The organism is Paenibacillus taihuensis, from assembly GCF_003386535.1.
In the GTDB taxonomy this organism is placed as follows: domain Bacteria; phylum Bacillota; class Bacilli; order Paenibacillales; family Paenibacillaceae; genus Paenibacillus_Z; species Paenibacillus_Z taihuensis.
Window position 1 is genome coordinate 180464 of sequence record NZ_QTTN01000003.1, and the last position, 13685, is coordinate 194148.

A 13685-nucleotide genomic window follows, 5' to 3' on the forward strand; every position below is an offset into this window, starting at 1 on the left:
CGAATAGAGAGCGATGGAAACGAAACAATGTACAGCATGCGGACAAGAGAAGCCGCAGTCTGCTTTCACGAAGCGGGCAGGCAAGAGCGGCCGGCGCGGAACATGCCGCTCCTGTATGCGACGACGGAAGCGGGAAACGACAGCGGTCGATTCGCTGTTTCATGCGGATTCAGGCTCGGCGGCGGAAGCTTCGGCGTCGGGGTCAGGGTTGACAGTAGCGGTTGCTGTGGCTGTGGGACAAGCATCCACAGCAGAGACGCGAGCCGCAGTTGCTGTCACCAACACCGAAACGGCAAGCGCGGCAAGCGCCGCATCCGAGACGTCGCCGCCTTCGCGAACGCGCAAGCGAAAGCGCAAACGCCGCCGCGGGCGTTACAATAAAGCGGCAAGGCTCCGCAAGCAGCAGGATACGGACCAACCTGCTGAGGTGTCAGAGGCACAGACTCCGGTTCGTCCGCCAGACCGCGTCATTAAGCAGATTCAAGGCTCCTTCACATTCGCGACCTCCGTGCTGAATGACAGGGGAAGAGGGCATATCCGGCTGCGCGGTTACCGGGAAACAGGGAAGCGCTGGTCGACGGTCATCCCGACGGAGATGGCGGTTCGCATGGTAGAAGAAGGCGCGGCAGGCATTATTAATTCGGGCATGATCCATAAGCTGTATACGAAGAGCGATTTCCGTCTGCTTATTTTGCAGCGAGATGATTACATTTGCCGGTACTGCGGGAAGTTCGGCGACACGATTGACCATGTCATGCCGAAGTCGAAGGGCGGGTTGTCGTCGCCAGCCAACTGCGTATGTGCTTGCTCGGAATGCAATCTCAAGAAGGCCGATAAATTAGACTTTGTTAATAATGATGATTTTTAGCGGGTTTCAGCCCGATTGCCAATATTTAGCTCATGAAAACCGAATAACTCCCGTGTTAGTATGAGTGGCGTCGGGGCGCCCGGCATACAACATTTGTAAACGAGGAGGATTTTTCATGAAGATGCAACCATTTCGTATAGGTGTCGCTAGTGTTCTCGCAGCAAGCTTAATCGCGCTTGGAGGAGGAGCAGCCCTGCAGAAGGCAGAAGCAGCCTCCGTGAACACTTCCGTCTCATATAAAGTGACAAACACGGACACGATGTACAAAATCGCGAAGAAATACGGTATCAGCCTGAACTCACTCATTGCGGCTAACCCGTCCATCAAGAACCCGAACATTATCTGGGCAGGCATGATCGTGAAGGTGCCTGTGACGACTTCTGGATCTGGCTCGACGACGACTACACCGACTACGAGCACGACGGACAAGTCCACTTTTGCAGCTCAAGTTGTAACGCTTGTCAACCAAGAACGCGCTAAGGCAGGCCTGTCGGCACTGAAGTCCGATACGCTGCTGACGAAGGTCGCGCTGGATAAAGCAAAGGATATGTATACGAACAACTATTTCGACCATAACTCGCCAACATACGGTTCTCCGTTTGACATGATGCGTGCTTACGGCGTTACTTACTCCTATGCAGGTGAAAATATCGCGAAAGGGCAGCGTACTCCAGCGGAAGTCATGACGGCATGGATGAACAGCGCAGGTCACAAAGCGAATATTCTAGGCAGCCACTATAACAAAATCGGCGTTGCGTATTACAACGGCGAATGGGTACAAGAATTTACATCATAATTGAAGAAGCAGCACATCGTAAGCGGCCAACAGGCCGCTTTTTTGTCTACATAAGTCGTATTGTCGGCTGCATGAGAGAAATTTAATTCTTCATGAAGGCGCAGGGATTGGACGGTTAAAGGCGAAAACGTTACGTAACGAATATGTGTACTCGGAGGTCCCCAATGCGACGTAAGGCGATCTACTGCAACATGACGTTAGCTGATCGAACGAAGAGGAAATTCATGTCGAGAAATGTGGAGCGCGAAATGGCGATGCCGTATTCCATTGCGCACAGCTACCAGCGCTTAATTAAATATTTGCCTGAGCCGATTTTTGTTCATGACGGAATGGTTGTGCTGTTTGCCAATCAAGCGGGACTTCGGTTGCTAGGCATGAGCGAGCTTTCCGAAATTAATGAAGAAAGCGGAGCTTGACCGGATCAACTCCATCGTGCAGGAATTTATGGCGCTTGCGAAGCCGCAGGCGAGCCAATTCCGCGTTCATGATTTGAACCGGATCATCGGCAGTGTACTGACGCTCCTGGAGACGCAGGCGATCCTGAAAGATGTGCAAATCATTCCGCAGCTCGACTCGGACGTGACGGAGTTGTTCTGCGACGAGAACCAGCTGAAGCAGGTGTTCGTCAATGTGCTCAAGAATGCGATCGAGGCGATGCCGAGCGGAGGAATCATCACCATTACGCTGACGAATGTGGATGCGCAGCATATTGCCGTGTCGATTGTCGATGAAGGGACGGGAATTCCGGAAGATCAGCTGCCGAAGCTTGGCGGGCCGTTCTTCACGACGAAGGACAGCGGGACGGGGCTGGGTCTTATGATTTGCTACCGGATTATTGAAGCTCATCAAGGTAAAATGGACATTAAGAGCGTGCCGGGTATTGGGACGACGGTATCGATCAGACTGCCGCGAAATCTGTGATTTTACGGTGCTTTGGCGGTGTTGGATGCATTTACCGGTAGGATTACATAGGTCAACATGATATCCTTTAACGCGAGCCGAAACGAAACGTACGGGGGATTTTTTAGAGCAGATGAATCACATCTCGTCTATGCTCGCCGGTTAACTTATTGCCGGTCAATGCGCTGTCGCAGCGCTGGGGTGAATCGCTTGGCGAACAAGCGTAGGGTGGAACTCCTTTCGTCCGAATCCGACAACTAACCTCGTAGGCCGCATGCGATGCATCGTCTTATTTGCATCGTAATGACGGAATATATCTCTTGGTCACCCAAGGTGTATGTCCGTAAAATTAAAGGAGGAAGTTCATATTGAAACAGAAGCACTCATTCTGGAAGAAGAGCGCGCTGCTTGTTGCACTTAGCGTTGCGGTTTTCACGCATGCCGGCGCAGCACATGCAGAATCCAAGTACACGGCGACGGACAAGGATACGTTCTGGACAATGTCACAGAAATTCGGCGTATCGCTCGAGCAGCTGCTTAAAGCGAATCCGATGGTTGACCCATCGAATGTGTACAAAGGACTCACGATCGTTATTCCAACAACAGTGTCAGTCGCGAACTTGAAGCAGGACGCGCCGCAGCCGATCGCACAAGACGCGAAGCAGAAACAGGCTGCAGGTGAGACGGCAAAGCCGGAGGCAGCTGCGAAAGCGCTTGTTAAGGCCGAGAAAGCGGAGAAGACTGCGAATGCGGCTGAGCCGAAGAAGGCGCCTCAAGCGGAACCAGCAAAGAAAGCGACGAAGAAAGCTGCAAGCAAGAAGTCTTCGACGAAATCGTCTGCAGCGAAGAGACAAGCAAAGCAAAATGAAATTACGGTTGGCGGCAAAGAGTACGGCATCTCCGATGTCGTAAAAGTGAAAGCAAGCGCGTATACGGCAGATCCATCGGAGAACGGCTGGGGAGCGGTCGACTACTTCGGCAATCCGCTGAAGCTCGGTACGATTGCAGTTGATCCAAACGTTATTCCGCTTGGGAGCAAGCTGTACATTACGGGCTACGACCATGATGGATTGCCAGTCGGCGGCATGATCGGTATTGCCTCCGATATGGGAAGTGCCATCAAGGGCGAGCGTATCGACATCTTCGTTCCGCAATCGAAGGCTGATGCAAGCGACTTCGGTTTCCAATCTGTAAAAGTATTTGTTCTTAACTAAAGAGAAACCCGCGTTCTGCACATTGAACGTCGGGTTTCTTTTTTTGCATAAGCTCGCTGTCTGCGTTCAGCGGCTCTGCCATTTGCGCCCTGCAGGCTTGTTCAGAAGCTCCGGCAGCGTGACGATCTGATAGCCCTTGCTGCGCAGCAGCTTAATAAGCCGTGGGAGCGCATTAATGGTGCCGGACAAGTCCTGACCCTCGCCGCCGCCAGCGTGCTGCAGAATGATGGAGCCGGGCTGCAGCGTCCGTTTAATGTTGATGAGAATGCTGTTGCTGTCGAGACTTTTCCAATCGACGGAATCGGTATCCCAGTTCACTACGACGTACCCCCGGCTGCGCAGCCATTCGACTTGGTGCGGCAGGATTTCGCCGTATGGCGGACGAACGAACTTAGGACTGTACCCGATCATAGGCCGGATGATCCGATCGGCCTTCACGATTTGCTGTTCGAAGGCGTAGCGCGAAATGCGGGAGAATACAGCGTGATTATAAGAGTGATTGCCGATGATATGGCCCTCTCTGGCAATCCGCTGCACGAGCGCAGGATGCGCGGCCGCCCGCTGGCCGACGACGAAGAAGGTCGCACGCACTTTGTAGCGGGCAAGCGTCTCAAGCACCTGCGGCGTAAAGCGTGGATCTGGCACGTCGTCAAACGTGAGCGCTACTCTCCGTGAGCCGCGCGGACCCCAGATCACGAAGGAGCCAGGATACATGCGCTGAAGCGTGACCCAAGACATCCCGTTCGCGCGGCTCCGTTTCTTCTTCTTCAGCTGCTGACCGCTGGTGAAGGAGGGTTCCACAGCTCCATGCGACGGTGCGGATGAAGATACTTGCCATTGCCACGTACTGCCGGGATTCGTCTCGCCTTCTTCGGCGTGATCGGATCGTGGAGGCGGGCTCGCCGAAACTGCGGCTCCGTCACCTTGAACGACATCCATGCCGCTTGCCCATATGATCCAGGTTAGCAGGAGCAACATTGCTTTGCGGGCTCTGCGCGTTTTTCCCATGGACCTTCCTCCCCGTCAGACAGACTTAAAACATTCGATTTCATTGTGCCCGATCCGCCTTTGATCATGCATGAGGCGCAACTTCGTACTTTACAGCGGGCAGGCTCAACACGTAACATGAAAGGGAATAATGGTGAAGAGGAGACCGTACTTATGCCAACAATCGATATGCCCTTGCATGAATTGAAAACGTATTCAGGCACTAATCCGCGCCCGTCCGACTTCGACGACTATTGGGAGCGCGCTCTTGACGAGATGCGCCAGGTTGACGCAGCCATCGAACTTGTTCCGAGCTCCTTCCAGACGCCAACGGCAGAATGCTTTGATCTTTATTTCACAGGCGTGAGAGGCGCACGCATCCATGCCAAATACGCGCGTCCGCGCCATTCGAACGGACCGCATCCAGCGGTTGTCCAATTCCACGGCTACACGGGCAACGCCGGAGATTGGCAGGATCGGCTGATCTATGTATCGCTCGGCTTCTCCGTCTTCGCGATGGATTGCCGCGGCCAAGGCGGCGGTTCCGAGGACAGAGGCGGCGTCAGAGGCAATACGCATCACGGTCATATTATCCGCGGCTTGGACGACGCTCCAGACCAGCTGTTGTTCCGTCATATTTTCCTCGATACTGCACAGCTTGCAGGCATCGCCATGGATATGCCAGAAGTTGACCCGGAGCGCGTCTATGCGATGGGCGGCTCGCAGGGCGGCGCTCTGACGATTGCCTGCGCAGCGCTTGAGCCCCGTATTGCGAAGCTCGCGCCTGTATTCCCATTCCTGAGCGACTACCGCCGCGTCTGGGATATGGACCTCGACAAGGACGCTTACTCGGAGCTGAGAACGTTCTTTCGTCACTTCGATCCGCAGCATAAGCGCGAGGAAGAGATTTTCACAAGACTCGGTTACATCGATATTCAATACTTGGCGAACCGTATTAAGGGAGACGTTCTAATGGCTGTCGGCCTGATGGATACCATCTGCCCGCCGTCGTCCCAGTTCGCTGCCTATAACAAAATTACGGCGCCGAAAGCGCTTGAAATTTATCCGGATTTTGGACATGAACATCTGCCGGGCTTTAATGACAGAACGATTCAATTTTTCTTGGGAGAATAGAGGGGGATACGAAGGATGCGTCTTACGAGCAAAGATAAGCTAGTCATGATCGGCGATTCGATCACGGACTGCGATCGTGCAAGACCGGTTGGCGAAGGGCTGTTTGGAGCGATTGGCAAGGGGTACGTGAGCGTCGTGGATGCGCTGCTATCCTCGACCTACCCAGAGCTCGGCATTCGTGTCGTGAATATGGGGACGAGCGGCAACACGGTACTGGACTTGAAGGACCGCTGGCAGACGGATGTCATTGCTCTGAAGCCGGATTGGCTGTCCATTATGATCGGTACGAACGACGTGTGGCGTCAATACGACAGCCCGACGATTCCGGAGCAGCATGTCTACCTGGAGCAGTATGAGGCGACGCTGGATCAGCTCGTCACGGAGGTGCTGCCTTCGGTAAAAGGTATCGTGCTTATGACGCCATTCTACATCGAGCCGAATACGCAAGACTTGATGCGTGCAGAGATGGATCGTTACGGCGCGGCTGTGAAGCGGATTGCCGAGAAGCATAACACCTTGTTCGTGGATACGCAGGCTGCGTTCAATCAAGTGCTGGAGCATCTGTATTCCGGCACGATCGCATGGGACCGCGTTCATCCGAACCATACCGGACATGCGGTGCTTGCACGCGCGTTTCTGCAAGTGATCGGCTACGATTACAATAAAGGGTTATAAAAGAGAAGAGACCTTCTTTGCCAATCATGGCAGGGAGGTCTCTCTTCTTTTCAATGCTATTGCCAATCCTCGATGACGAGCTTGCCGATCATCGTACCAGACTCCAGCTTCGCATGGGCTGCCCGCAGGTTCGCTGCGTTGATCGGCGAAAGCCGCTCGTTCAGCGTCGACCACAGAGCGCCCTCATCAACAAGTTGCGAGACCTCGCTTAATATCCGATGCTGCTCGATCATATCGGCAGTCTCGAACATCGAACGCGTAAACATAAACTCCCACACGAACGTTACGCTCTTGCTCTTGAGCAGGTGCAGCGGCACCGGCTCAGTCGTATCGACGATGGAGCAGATCGCGCCTTGCGGAGCAATCGCTTCTGCCATGCTGAGGAAATGCGCTGTCGTCGCATTCGTGCATAGGATGTAGTCAACGAAACGTAAGCCGATTGCTTCGAGCTGCGGCATCCATGGCTTGTGGTGATTAATGATGTGATCCGCGCCGTGATCAATCGCCCATGACTTTGAGCTTGCCCGCGATGCGCTTCCGATGACAGTCAGCCCCGCCAACTTCGCGAGCTGCATCGCGATCGAACCGACACCGCCCGCCGCGCCGACGACCAGTATCGTTTTGCCGGCATTCGCTGCTTTATCAATCGCGATGTGCAGCCTGTCATGCAGTGCTTCCCACGCTGTGACCGACGTTAGCGGAAGTGCAGCCGCTTCGGCGTAATTCAGGGAAGCAGGCATTCGTGCAGCGATCCGCTCATCGACCAGCTGATACTCGCTGTTGCAGCCTTGGCGTGTCACGCTGCCAGAATAGTACACGCGGTCCCCCGGCTGGAGCAGTTCGCATGCTGGACCAACGGCTTCAACAGTGCCTGACGCATCCCAGCCGAGAATACGAGGCGTCGATTCAACCTTGTCCTTCGGCGCACGCTGCTTCGTATCGATCGGATTCACCGAGATTGCCTCGACTTTGACCAGGATATCTCGGCCAGCAGGGGCACCAGGCTTCTCCACCTCGATATCCATCAAGCTATCTTCCCTCGTGATCGGGAGGTAGTGCGTGAGTCCGACTGCTCGCATGAATGGTGTCATATGTATTGGTTCCTCCTGGCTTCTTAAGCATGAATGAGATCATTATAGCAAAAAAATCCTCCATCCGAGCCCAGCAATGGAGGATGGAGGATATCGTATTAGACCTTGAAAATCGACATCGTGCGCTGCAGCTGCATGACGATCTGCTGCATCTTCTCGGTTTCCGTAACAACCGCTTGAACGGAGCCCATTTGCTCGTTCATCGATGCGGACACTTGCTCCGTGCCTGCTGCCGATTGCTGCGTAATCGCCGAGATATTCTGAATCGCTCCGGAAATTTTGCGAGCGCCTTCCATCATCTGATCGCTCTCCGAAGAGAACTCCGCGATTTGCTCGGTGATGAACTGTACGCTTGTGACGAGCTCCGTGAAGACGAGCTCCGAATCGCGCAGCATTTTCATTTGCAGCTGAACGACTTCTTCGTTCACTTTAATATTCTGAATCGCTTGCTTGACGCCTTGATCGATGCTGCGTACGAGGGTATGGATTTCCTTCGTCGAAGCGGTCGACTCTTCCGCCAGCTTGCGGACTTCCTGTGCAACGACCGCGAAGCCGCGTCCGTGCTCGCCTGCGCGGGCTGCTTCGATCGACGCATTCAGCGACAGCAGGTTCGTCTGCTCTGCGAGATCAGAGATCGTGCGCGTAATCGCCGAGATGCCGTCTGCCTTGCGGGCCAGCTCTTCAATCGCTTCCGCTACTTGCTGAGTTGCCTCGACGTTGCGGGACATACCCGCTGCCTGGCTCTCTACCGCTTGGCGTCCGCGTTCTACGAGCGAGATCGTTTGCTCGGAGCGCTTGTTCATTTCTTTCGTCGAGTGCGCGTATGTCGTTACTTTATTCTCAATGTCGCGAATAGAGTCCGCCATGTCGCTGACATCCTCGGAGATCGTATTCGCGCCAGTCGCAAGCTCGCCGGCAGAAGTAGCTACCTGCTCCATAACCTGCTTCAAGTTTATGTTCTTATCAAAGATGCTGCGGCTCGTATCGTTTACGACTCTTGCGATGTTGGATGTTTCCTTCAGGATCTCGCGCAGCTTGTCCACCATGCTGTTGAAGGAATGGCCGAGCTCGCCCAGCGATGCGGAAGAAGAGACGTCTACTTTCTGCGTGAAGTCACCTTTCGCAATGCCGAACGCGATGGAGGTCATCTCGTCGATAGATGATGTAAGCGCTGTCTCGATCACACGTACGAGAGGGAAGGTTACTGCTGCTGCAATCACAATGATGACAAGGCCGAGTATAAGGCTGCCGCCGGTCAGCAGCAGTCCAAGAATGAGCGCAATTGCGAAGATCGCGACAATCGTGTAGCAGCCGGTCAAAAGCTTGTTTCGAATCGACATAGAATGGAACCATTGCATCGTGGAAAGCGCCCCTTTATTTGGAATACCACTATTATATCACCGCCTTTAGGTTTGTCTATATTCGTCTCCACAGAACGAACTATGTCGAAAGGCGTAAACGCGCATAGAAGCCAGATGTCGAATGGACTATTTCGATTGTAAGGTTTTTGTAATTTGTTGTTGATGTCTATTATTTAATGGCATATAATGGGTCCGTAGGCGGGTATCACCTATATTATATGAAGATGGAGGCGGACAAGGATGAATTTGGATGCAATGCCGTTAAGTCGTCAAGTGGATTTCGTCTTTAAACAACTAGAAGAGGAGCTTCTTCATTCGTTGGCAGGTACTGTAATCATACAAATTCGCAATAACATCGTTGGCAAGTACGGCGTTCGCCACAATCCAATTGAGAGCAGGAATGGCGAAATCGGGGAAGCCGAACAAGGCATGACCAGAGAGCAGGCCTTGGCTTTTCGCAAGATGGCTGTCGATTCGATTCGCTTGAAGCGCAATTGGACGCATGGTGAAATTTCGTATGATTTCTCGGTTCGTTCAGGCACAGGCGCGTGGTCGGCAAGCATTTCTTTTGAAAGTAACTACAATATGGCAGCAGGGATGTTCCGCTATACACCGAAGTACGAACAGCACGCATTGCGAGAAACACCATAATATACATAACGAAAAAAGCTGCCCGTTTGCGGGGCAGCTTTTTCTATCGTTCAGGCGCTTGATTAGCGAGCGGATCTGCCTGCAAGAGACTGCTCCGCGATTTGAACGAGTCTACGTGTGATGTTGCCTCCGATCGAACCTGCGTCACGAGTCATCATGTCGCCATAATAACCGTCTGCAGGGAACGAGATACCGAGCTCTCTCGCAACTTCGTACTTCATTTGGTCGAGCGCTGCGCTTGCTCCTGGTACGACTAATTGATTGCTGCTAGCCATAGTTATCACCTCCAGCAAATTTGTCACGGAAGAAACAACGTATTTGTCTTTCTCGTGTATATCAACCCGCCGTTTCTTCTTGAGCTTAGTATGGTTGCTATGGCGGTTTCTATACGAAAACGGATTCAGCTAGCGCAATGTAATTTTTCCCAGTTTTTCAAAATAGAAAGCCAAGCGCAAGCGGCAGCAGGAACAAGCTGTAAATGCCGATATTCGCGAGTAATGAAGAAGAGGGCTCATGGTTGCAATCGCAGGCGGCAGCCGTCACGCCATGCCATTCCTGCAAGGCGGAATGGAGCTGATAAATGGCGGTTGCGAACAGTCCAATCGCAGACAGCTTCACATAGACAGCCAAGTTCGGCTCGACATATAGAACAAGCGTATGCGTTCGAACGAGGAAAATAATATAGAGCCCGAAGCCGGCCAATATGCCGCTCCGAATCAGATGGTGGACGATCGCTCTGCGCTGTACTGTGGAAAGCATCCGCATGGCTTATTTGACCTCCCTTTTTTCAAAGATGGAAGAAGAGCTTCTCCGTAAGGATCGAAAGTGTCCAGACGCTGACAACCAGCACAAGCACAATGCCAACCACGACTCTGCTGCGGAAAGTGGAGAACAGCATGAGCAAGCTCTTCAAATCGACCATCGGCCCGAAGACGAGGAAGGCGAGCAGCGCGCCGGGACCGAAGATGCCGTGAAACGATGAAGCGACGAAAGCATCCGAGGTGGAACAAAGCGACAGCACGAAGGCTGCCCCCATCATGAATAGATTAGCGATTCCGGGATGTCCGCCGATCGACAGCAGTACATCCTGTTTCACGATGGATTGTACGAGCGCTGTGATGAAGGCGCCGATGATGAGGTATTTGCCGATATCAAAAAATTCATCAGAAGCATGAGTGAACGTAGCCTGAATACGGCCACGGATGCCGTCATTCAAGCTGCCGTAATTGTAGTTGTGGCCATAATCGGATTCGCTTGAGCGGCCAGAGAACGAATGGATGCCGAGTTTGAGCGGATTGCGCTTCATGAACCGGTACATGAGCAGTCCGAGCAGCACGCAGACGACTAGTGCAAGTCCCATTCGTGAATAAGCCATTCTGGTATCGGATTGAAAAGCGCTGAATGTGGAAGTAAAAACAACGGGATTGATAATCGGCCCGGCGAAAATAAAAACCATTCCGATATACGGCGGCATCCCTTTGCGAATGAGTCTTCGTACAACGGGAATCATGCCGCATTCGCATAGAGGCAGCAGCAAGCCGAGCAAGCTGCCGAACAGGACGCCTGCAATTGGATTGCGAGGCGTAATTCTAGCGATCATCGAGTCGGATACGAATACTTGCAGCAGTGCCGAGACAAGGACGCCGAGCAGAATGAACGGGAACGCTTCAACGATAATGCTTATAAAAATATGCTGAAAGTCATGCATGACTGACCACAAGTCTCCTCTCCTATGAAACAAGCGGCAATAACTGGCTGTATGGCTGCTGGCCAAGCTGATGGCGCTATGTAATAGGTTATGCGCCCAGTAGGCGGGGCAGGACAGCCTTGTTATTAAATTTATGAAGCTTGCCAAAAAAACATTGCCAACCTTTTGGTAAAGGAGTAGAATTCGCAATATATGATAATGATTCTCATTCTTATAACTGCTGGGAGAACTTGGTGATGAAGTGGAAATTGGGGAAAAGGACGGGAAGCGCGGCTACGCTGTCTGCTGTTCTTGCATGTTCTGTTGCGGTAACCGGCTGCGGCTCAGATGTACATGTGAAGGTAACTGACTATAATTTCGACACGGCAGGCAATATGTTTGCTTACGCGGAATTTGAGCTTTCGGGCGAGCCGCTCGCAGAATCGCTTGGTGCTGATCTGGACGTTCTGGATGCAGTCAAACCGGATTCGCCGACGGCGTTCGATTACATAGCTGGCATCGAGTCTTACGAGTATTCTGAGGAAGCGATGTATGAAGTGGTGGAGAAGTCCGGTCTCGGACTCCATCTCGTGAATGGTCCCGCCGTTGCGGAAGAAGCGCAGAAGGCTGGCGTAAAGAACAATGAGCTGCTGGCGTCCCGATTCGTGAAAATGGCGGACAGCGTAGGTCAGCCTGCGGAAGATATTCAGCAGCACATATATCCGACTTTTATTGAATACGCTGCAGGCGATCCGCGTTACACGCAGAAGCTTGCGACGGACAAATTCGCCGATGGCGAAGATGGCGCTTATATACCGAAGATTCAAGTGGATTTCGGCACGCTTCGCTGGGACCGCGACAAGATGAAGAAGCAGCTCGTTCCGGCGGCTTATGGCGGCACGATGCTGAAGCAGTCGCTTTGGGCCGGCGATTTTCTCGGCAACCTGCATGACGCGAAGAGCGACGAAGAGGTCGATGCTTTTACAGCAGCAGCCGGTCCAGAAGGCGATCAAGGGTTGAAGCTCGGCGTTAGTTCAAGCGACGGCATGCAAGGAATGATTTTGACAGAAGAAGTTTGGAATAAGCTCTTATTCGCACGTGATCATCTGTTCTACAATCCTTCGTCGAAGTCGCTTGGCACGCTGGCAGCAGGCGCATATTTGCCGCATGCGGTAGATGTAGAAGAGAACGGGGACAAGGACTTCCCGAATGTGAAAAGCATGAGCGTATCCGATGGACGCAGCTTGCTGCAGGATCAATGGCTGATGCTGTGGCCGGCGTCGGAATTCTTCGGCATGACGGACCAGCGGGCTGCGAATCCGAACCGCAATCCAGCGTTCGCGCGCGTATTTGACGGCGATCCATTCCCGGCTGCGCCGGCAGCGAACACGGATGCGGATCCATCGAACGATGTTGCATCCACTGATCCATACACGACGGCTCGCGATGTGCTGCTTGCCGTGTTCCATAACGTGAAGACGCGTCATTGGAACGATAAGGCAGGCGCATTCGTGACGGAGTCGGACGGCGATAGGCAAGGGACGACGGTCGACGCCTTCCAGTCGGGCTACACGATCGAGGCGCTGCGGATGTTCGAGCGGGCAATCGACGGTTTGCCGGTTGGCTATGCGAACGGCGATGCGGCGGAAGGCATGGGCACGGAGCAGGGAGCTGCGGCCAAATCGATGCTTGTGAAGCAGGCGGATTTCATCCTGCAGTCGTTGATTAATAAGGACGGGTTGGCGGTTGAGAGTTACGATACGGCCAAAGGCGAAGCTAGCACGAAGACGACGCTGCAAGCGCAAATCGGTGCGATCCGCGGTTTGACGTCGGCGTTCCTCGCGACGGAAGACGAGAAGTACCGCGATGCTGCGCGGAAGCTGTATGCGGCGATGGACGAGAAGCTGTGGGATGACGGCTTGAAAGCATACAAAACAAGCGGCAAAGATGCGAAGTATGATGCGCTCACCGTTGGCGGCGTGTCCGCTGTTCTTCGTCTTGCTCTGTCTAACTTGAAGAATACGAGCGATGATACCGACGCGCCGAAGTCGCTCGATCAGAGCGCGATTCAGGAACGCTATGTAACGTTCTTCCGCCAAGTGGTGGACGGTCCGATGCTTGAGGAGGGCATGCAGGCGAGCGAATTCTGGGATACCGGCGATGTGTACAAGGAAGGCGACGATTCCGGCAACACAGATGGCGACACGGTACCGCAGCTGCAGAAGGGACATGGTGAGTATGGCATTGCCCCAGTACTTCTACCGGTATCTGTCTCGAAATAAAAGCTTGCTTAGGCGTGGCCTTAAGTTGGCGGCGAGTGC

General features: G+C 53.3%; 15 protein-coding genes and 1 riboswitch. Of the genes, 9 read left to right on the top strand and 6 right to left on the bottom strand.

Annotation, left to right across the window (positions count from 1 at the left end):
* Positions 1-13 precede the first annotated feature (13 nt).
* The 5 genes from A8990_RS04225 to A8990_RS04245 all read left to right on the top strand — a co-directional run bounded on the left by A8990_RS04225 (position 14) and on the right by A8990_RS04245 (position 3778).
* A complete protein-coding gene (locus A8990_RS04225) occupies positions 14-868 on the top strand; it encodes an HNH endonuclease (RefSeq protein WP_116187770.1) in 855 nt (284 codons plus the stop codon).
* Between the two features lie 115 nt (positions 869-983).
* On the top strand, positions 984-1664 hold the full coding sequence (locus tag A8990_RS04230) for a CAP domain-containing protein (RefSeq protein ID WP_116187771.1): 681 nt from the start codon (positions 984-986) through the stop codon (positions 1662-1664).
* 224 nt (positions 1665-1888) lie between these two features.
* Positions 1889-2080 (top strand): PAS domain-containing protein, encoded by a 192-nt coding sequence (locus tag A8990_RS04235; RefSeq protein WP_181909387.1) that lies wholly within the window; start codon positions 1889-1891, stop codon positions 2078-2080.
* Positions 2061-2585, top strand: a complete 525-nt coding sequence (locus tag A8990_RS04240) for an ATP-binding protein (RefSeq protein ID WP_116187773.1) — start codon at positions 2061-2063, stop codon at positions 2583-2585. The genes A8990_RS04235 and A8990_RS04240 overlap by 20 nt, the downstream gene beginning before the upstream one ends.
* 65 nt (positions 2586-2650) lie before the next feature.
* A riboswitch (cyclic di-AMP (ydaO/yuaA leader) is annotated at positions 2651-2851 on the top strand.
* An 81-nt stretch (positions 2852-2932) separates the two neighbouring features.
* A complete protein-coding gene (locus A8990_RS04245; protein WP_116187774.1) occupies positions 2933-3778 on the top strand; it encodes a 3D domain-containing protein in 846 nt (281 codons plus the stop codon).
* A gap of 66 nt (positions 3779-3844) precedes the next feature.
* On the opposite strand, the gene A8990_RS04250 is transcribed toward A8990_RS04245, so the two are convergent.
* Complete coding sequence (locus A8990_RS04250) at positions 3845-4786, bottom strand: polysaccharide deacetylase family protein (RefSeq protein WP_116187775.1); 942 nt, start codon at positions 4784-4786, stop codon at positions 3845-3847.
* Between the two features lie 153 nt (positions 4787-4939).
* On the opposite strand from A8990_RS04250, the gene A8990_RS04255 reads away from it, so the two are divergent.
* Together A8990_RS04255 and A8990_RS04260 are read left to right on the top strand one after the other, a co-directional pair.
* The gene (locus A8990_RS04255) at positions 4940-5899 is read left to right on the top strand and encodes an alpha/beta fold hydrolase (RefSeq protein ID WP_116187776.1); all 960 of its coding nucleotides are present in this window, start codon (positions 4940-4942) and stop codon (positions 5897-5899) included.
* Between the two features lie 15 nt (positions 5900-5914).
* On the top strand, positions 5915-6574 hold the full coding sequence (locus A8990_RS04260; protein ID WP_116187777.1) for an SGNH/GDSL hydrolase family protein: 660 nt from the start codon (positions 5915-5917) through the stop codon (positions 6572-6574).
* 56 nt (positions 6575-6630) lie between these two features.
* Here A8990_RS04260 and A8990_RS04265 read toward each other — a convergent pair whose 3' ends face one another.
* Entirely contained in the window at positions 6631-7665 is a 1035-nt protein-coding gene (locus tag A8990_RS04265; protein WP_220376780.1) for a zinc-binding alcohol dehydrogenase family protein, read from the bottom strand.
* A 98-nt stretch (positions 7666-7763) separates the two neighbouring features.
* Positions 7764-9023, bottom strand: a complete 1260-nt coding sequence (locus tag A8990_RS04270; RefSeq protein ID WP_116187778.1) for a methyl-accepting chemotaxis protein — start codon at positions 9021-9023, stop codon at positions 7764-7766.
* Positions 9024-9266: 243 nt separating this feature from the next.
* Here A8990_RS04270 and A8990_RS04275 point away from each other — a divergent pair, with 243 nt between their 5' ends.
* Positions 9267-9677, top strand: coding sequence for an O-methyltransferase (locus A8990_RS04275; protein WP_116187779.1), 411 nt, complete (start codon positions 9267-9269; stop codon positions 9675-9677).
* A gap of 62 nt (positions 9678-9739) precedes the next feature.
* Here the strand turns inward: A8990_RS04275 and A8990_RS04280 are convergent, their stop codons facing one another.
* The 3 genes from A8990_RS04280 to A8990_RS04290 form a co-directional block, all read right to left on the bottom strand.
* Complete coding sequence (locus A8990_RS04280; protein ID WP_116187780.1) at positions 9740-9952, bottom strand: alpha/beta-type small acid-soluble spore protein; 213 nt, start codon at positions 9950-9952, stop codon at positions 9740-9742.
* 157 nt (positions 9953-10109) lie between these two features.
* Positions 10110-10442, bottom strand: a complete 333-nt coding sequence (locus tag A8990_RS04285; protein WP_116187781.1) for a DUF1980 domain-containing protein — start codon at positions 10440-10442, stop codon at positions 10110-10112.
* Positions 10443-10464: 22 nt separating this feature from the next.
* The gene (locus tag A8990_RS04290) at positions 10465-11385 is read right to left on the bottom strand and encodes a permease (protein WP_116187782.1); all 921 of its coding nucleotides are present in this window, start codon (positions 11383-11385) and stop codon (positions 10465-10467) included.
* Between the two features lie 236 nt (positions 11386-11621).
* On the opposite strand from A8990_RS04290, the gene A8990_RS04295 reads away from it, so the two are divergent.
* The gene (locus A8990_RS04295) at positions 11622-13646 is read left to right on the top strand and encodes a hypothetical protein (protein WP_116187783.1); all 2025 of its coding nucleotides are present in this window, start codon (positions 11622-11624) and stop codon (positions 13644-13646) included.
* Positions 13647-13685 lie beyond the last annotated feature (39 nt).

Excerpts from the sequence above, each read along its gene's own strand:
- A8990_RS04280 (WP_116187780.1), bottom strand. The coding sequence starts at position 9,952 with ATGGCTAGCAGCAATCAATTAGTCGTACCAGGAGCAAGCGCAGCGCTC.
- A8990_RS04295 (WP_116187783.1), top strand. The coding sequence starts at position 11,622 with ATGAAGTGGAAATTGGGGAAAAGGACGGGAAGCGCGGCTACGCTGTCT.
- A8990_RS04240 (WP_116187773.1), top strand. The coding sequence starts at position 2,061 with ATGAAGAAAGCGGAGCTTGACCGGATCAACTCCATCGTGCAGGAATTT.
- A8990_RS04225 (WP_116187770.1), top strand. The coding sequence starts at position 14 with ATGGAAACGAAACAATGTACAGCATGCGGACAAGAGAAGCCGCAGTCT.
- A8990_RS04250 (WP_116187775.1), bottom strand. The coding sequence starts at position 4,786 with ATGGGAAAAACGCGCAGAGCCCGCAAAGCAATGTTGCTCCTGCTAACC.
- A8990_RS04285 (WP_116187781.1), bottom strand. The coding sequence starts at position 10,442 with ATGCGGATGCTTTCCACAGTACAGCGCAGAGCGATCGTCCACCATCTG.
- A8990_RS04270 (WP_116187778.1), bottom strand. The coding sequence starts at position 9,023 with ATGCAATGGTTCCATTCTATGTCGATTCGAAACAAGCTTTTGACCGGC.
- A8990_RS04235 (WP_181909387.1), top strand. The coding sequence starts at position 1,889 with ATGTCGAGAAATGTGGAGCGCGAAATGGCGATGCCGTATTCCATTGCG.
- A8990_RS04230 (WP_116187771.1), top strand. The coding sequence starts at position 984 with ATGAAGATGCAACCATTTCGTATAGGTGTCGCTAGTGTTCTCGCAGCA.
- A8990_RS04255 (WP_116187776.1), top strand. The coding sequence starts at position 4,940 with ATGCCAACAATCGATATGCCCTTGCATGAATTGAAAACGTATTCAGGC.
- A8990_RS04290 (WP_116187782.1), bottom strand. The coding sequence starts at position 11,385 with ATGCATGACTTTCAGCATATTTTTATAAGCATTATCGTTGAAGCGTTC.
- A8990_RS04275 (WP_116187779.1), top strand. The coding sequence starts at position 9,267 with ATGAATTTGGATGCAATGCCGTTAAGTCGTCAAGTGGATTTCGTCTTT.
- A8990_RS04260 (WP_116187777.1), top strand. The coding sequence starts at position 5,915 with ATGCGTCTTACGAGCAAAGATAAGCTAGTCATGATCGGCGATTCGATC.
- A8990_RS04265 (WP_220376780.1), bottom strand. The coding sequence starts at position 7,665 with ATGACACCATTCATGCGAGCAGTCGGACTCACGCACTACCTCCCGATC.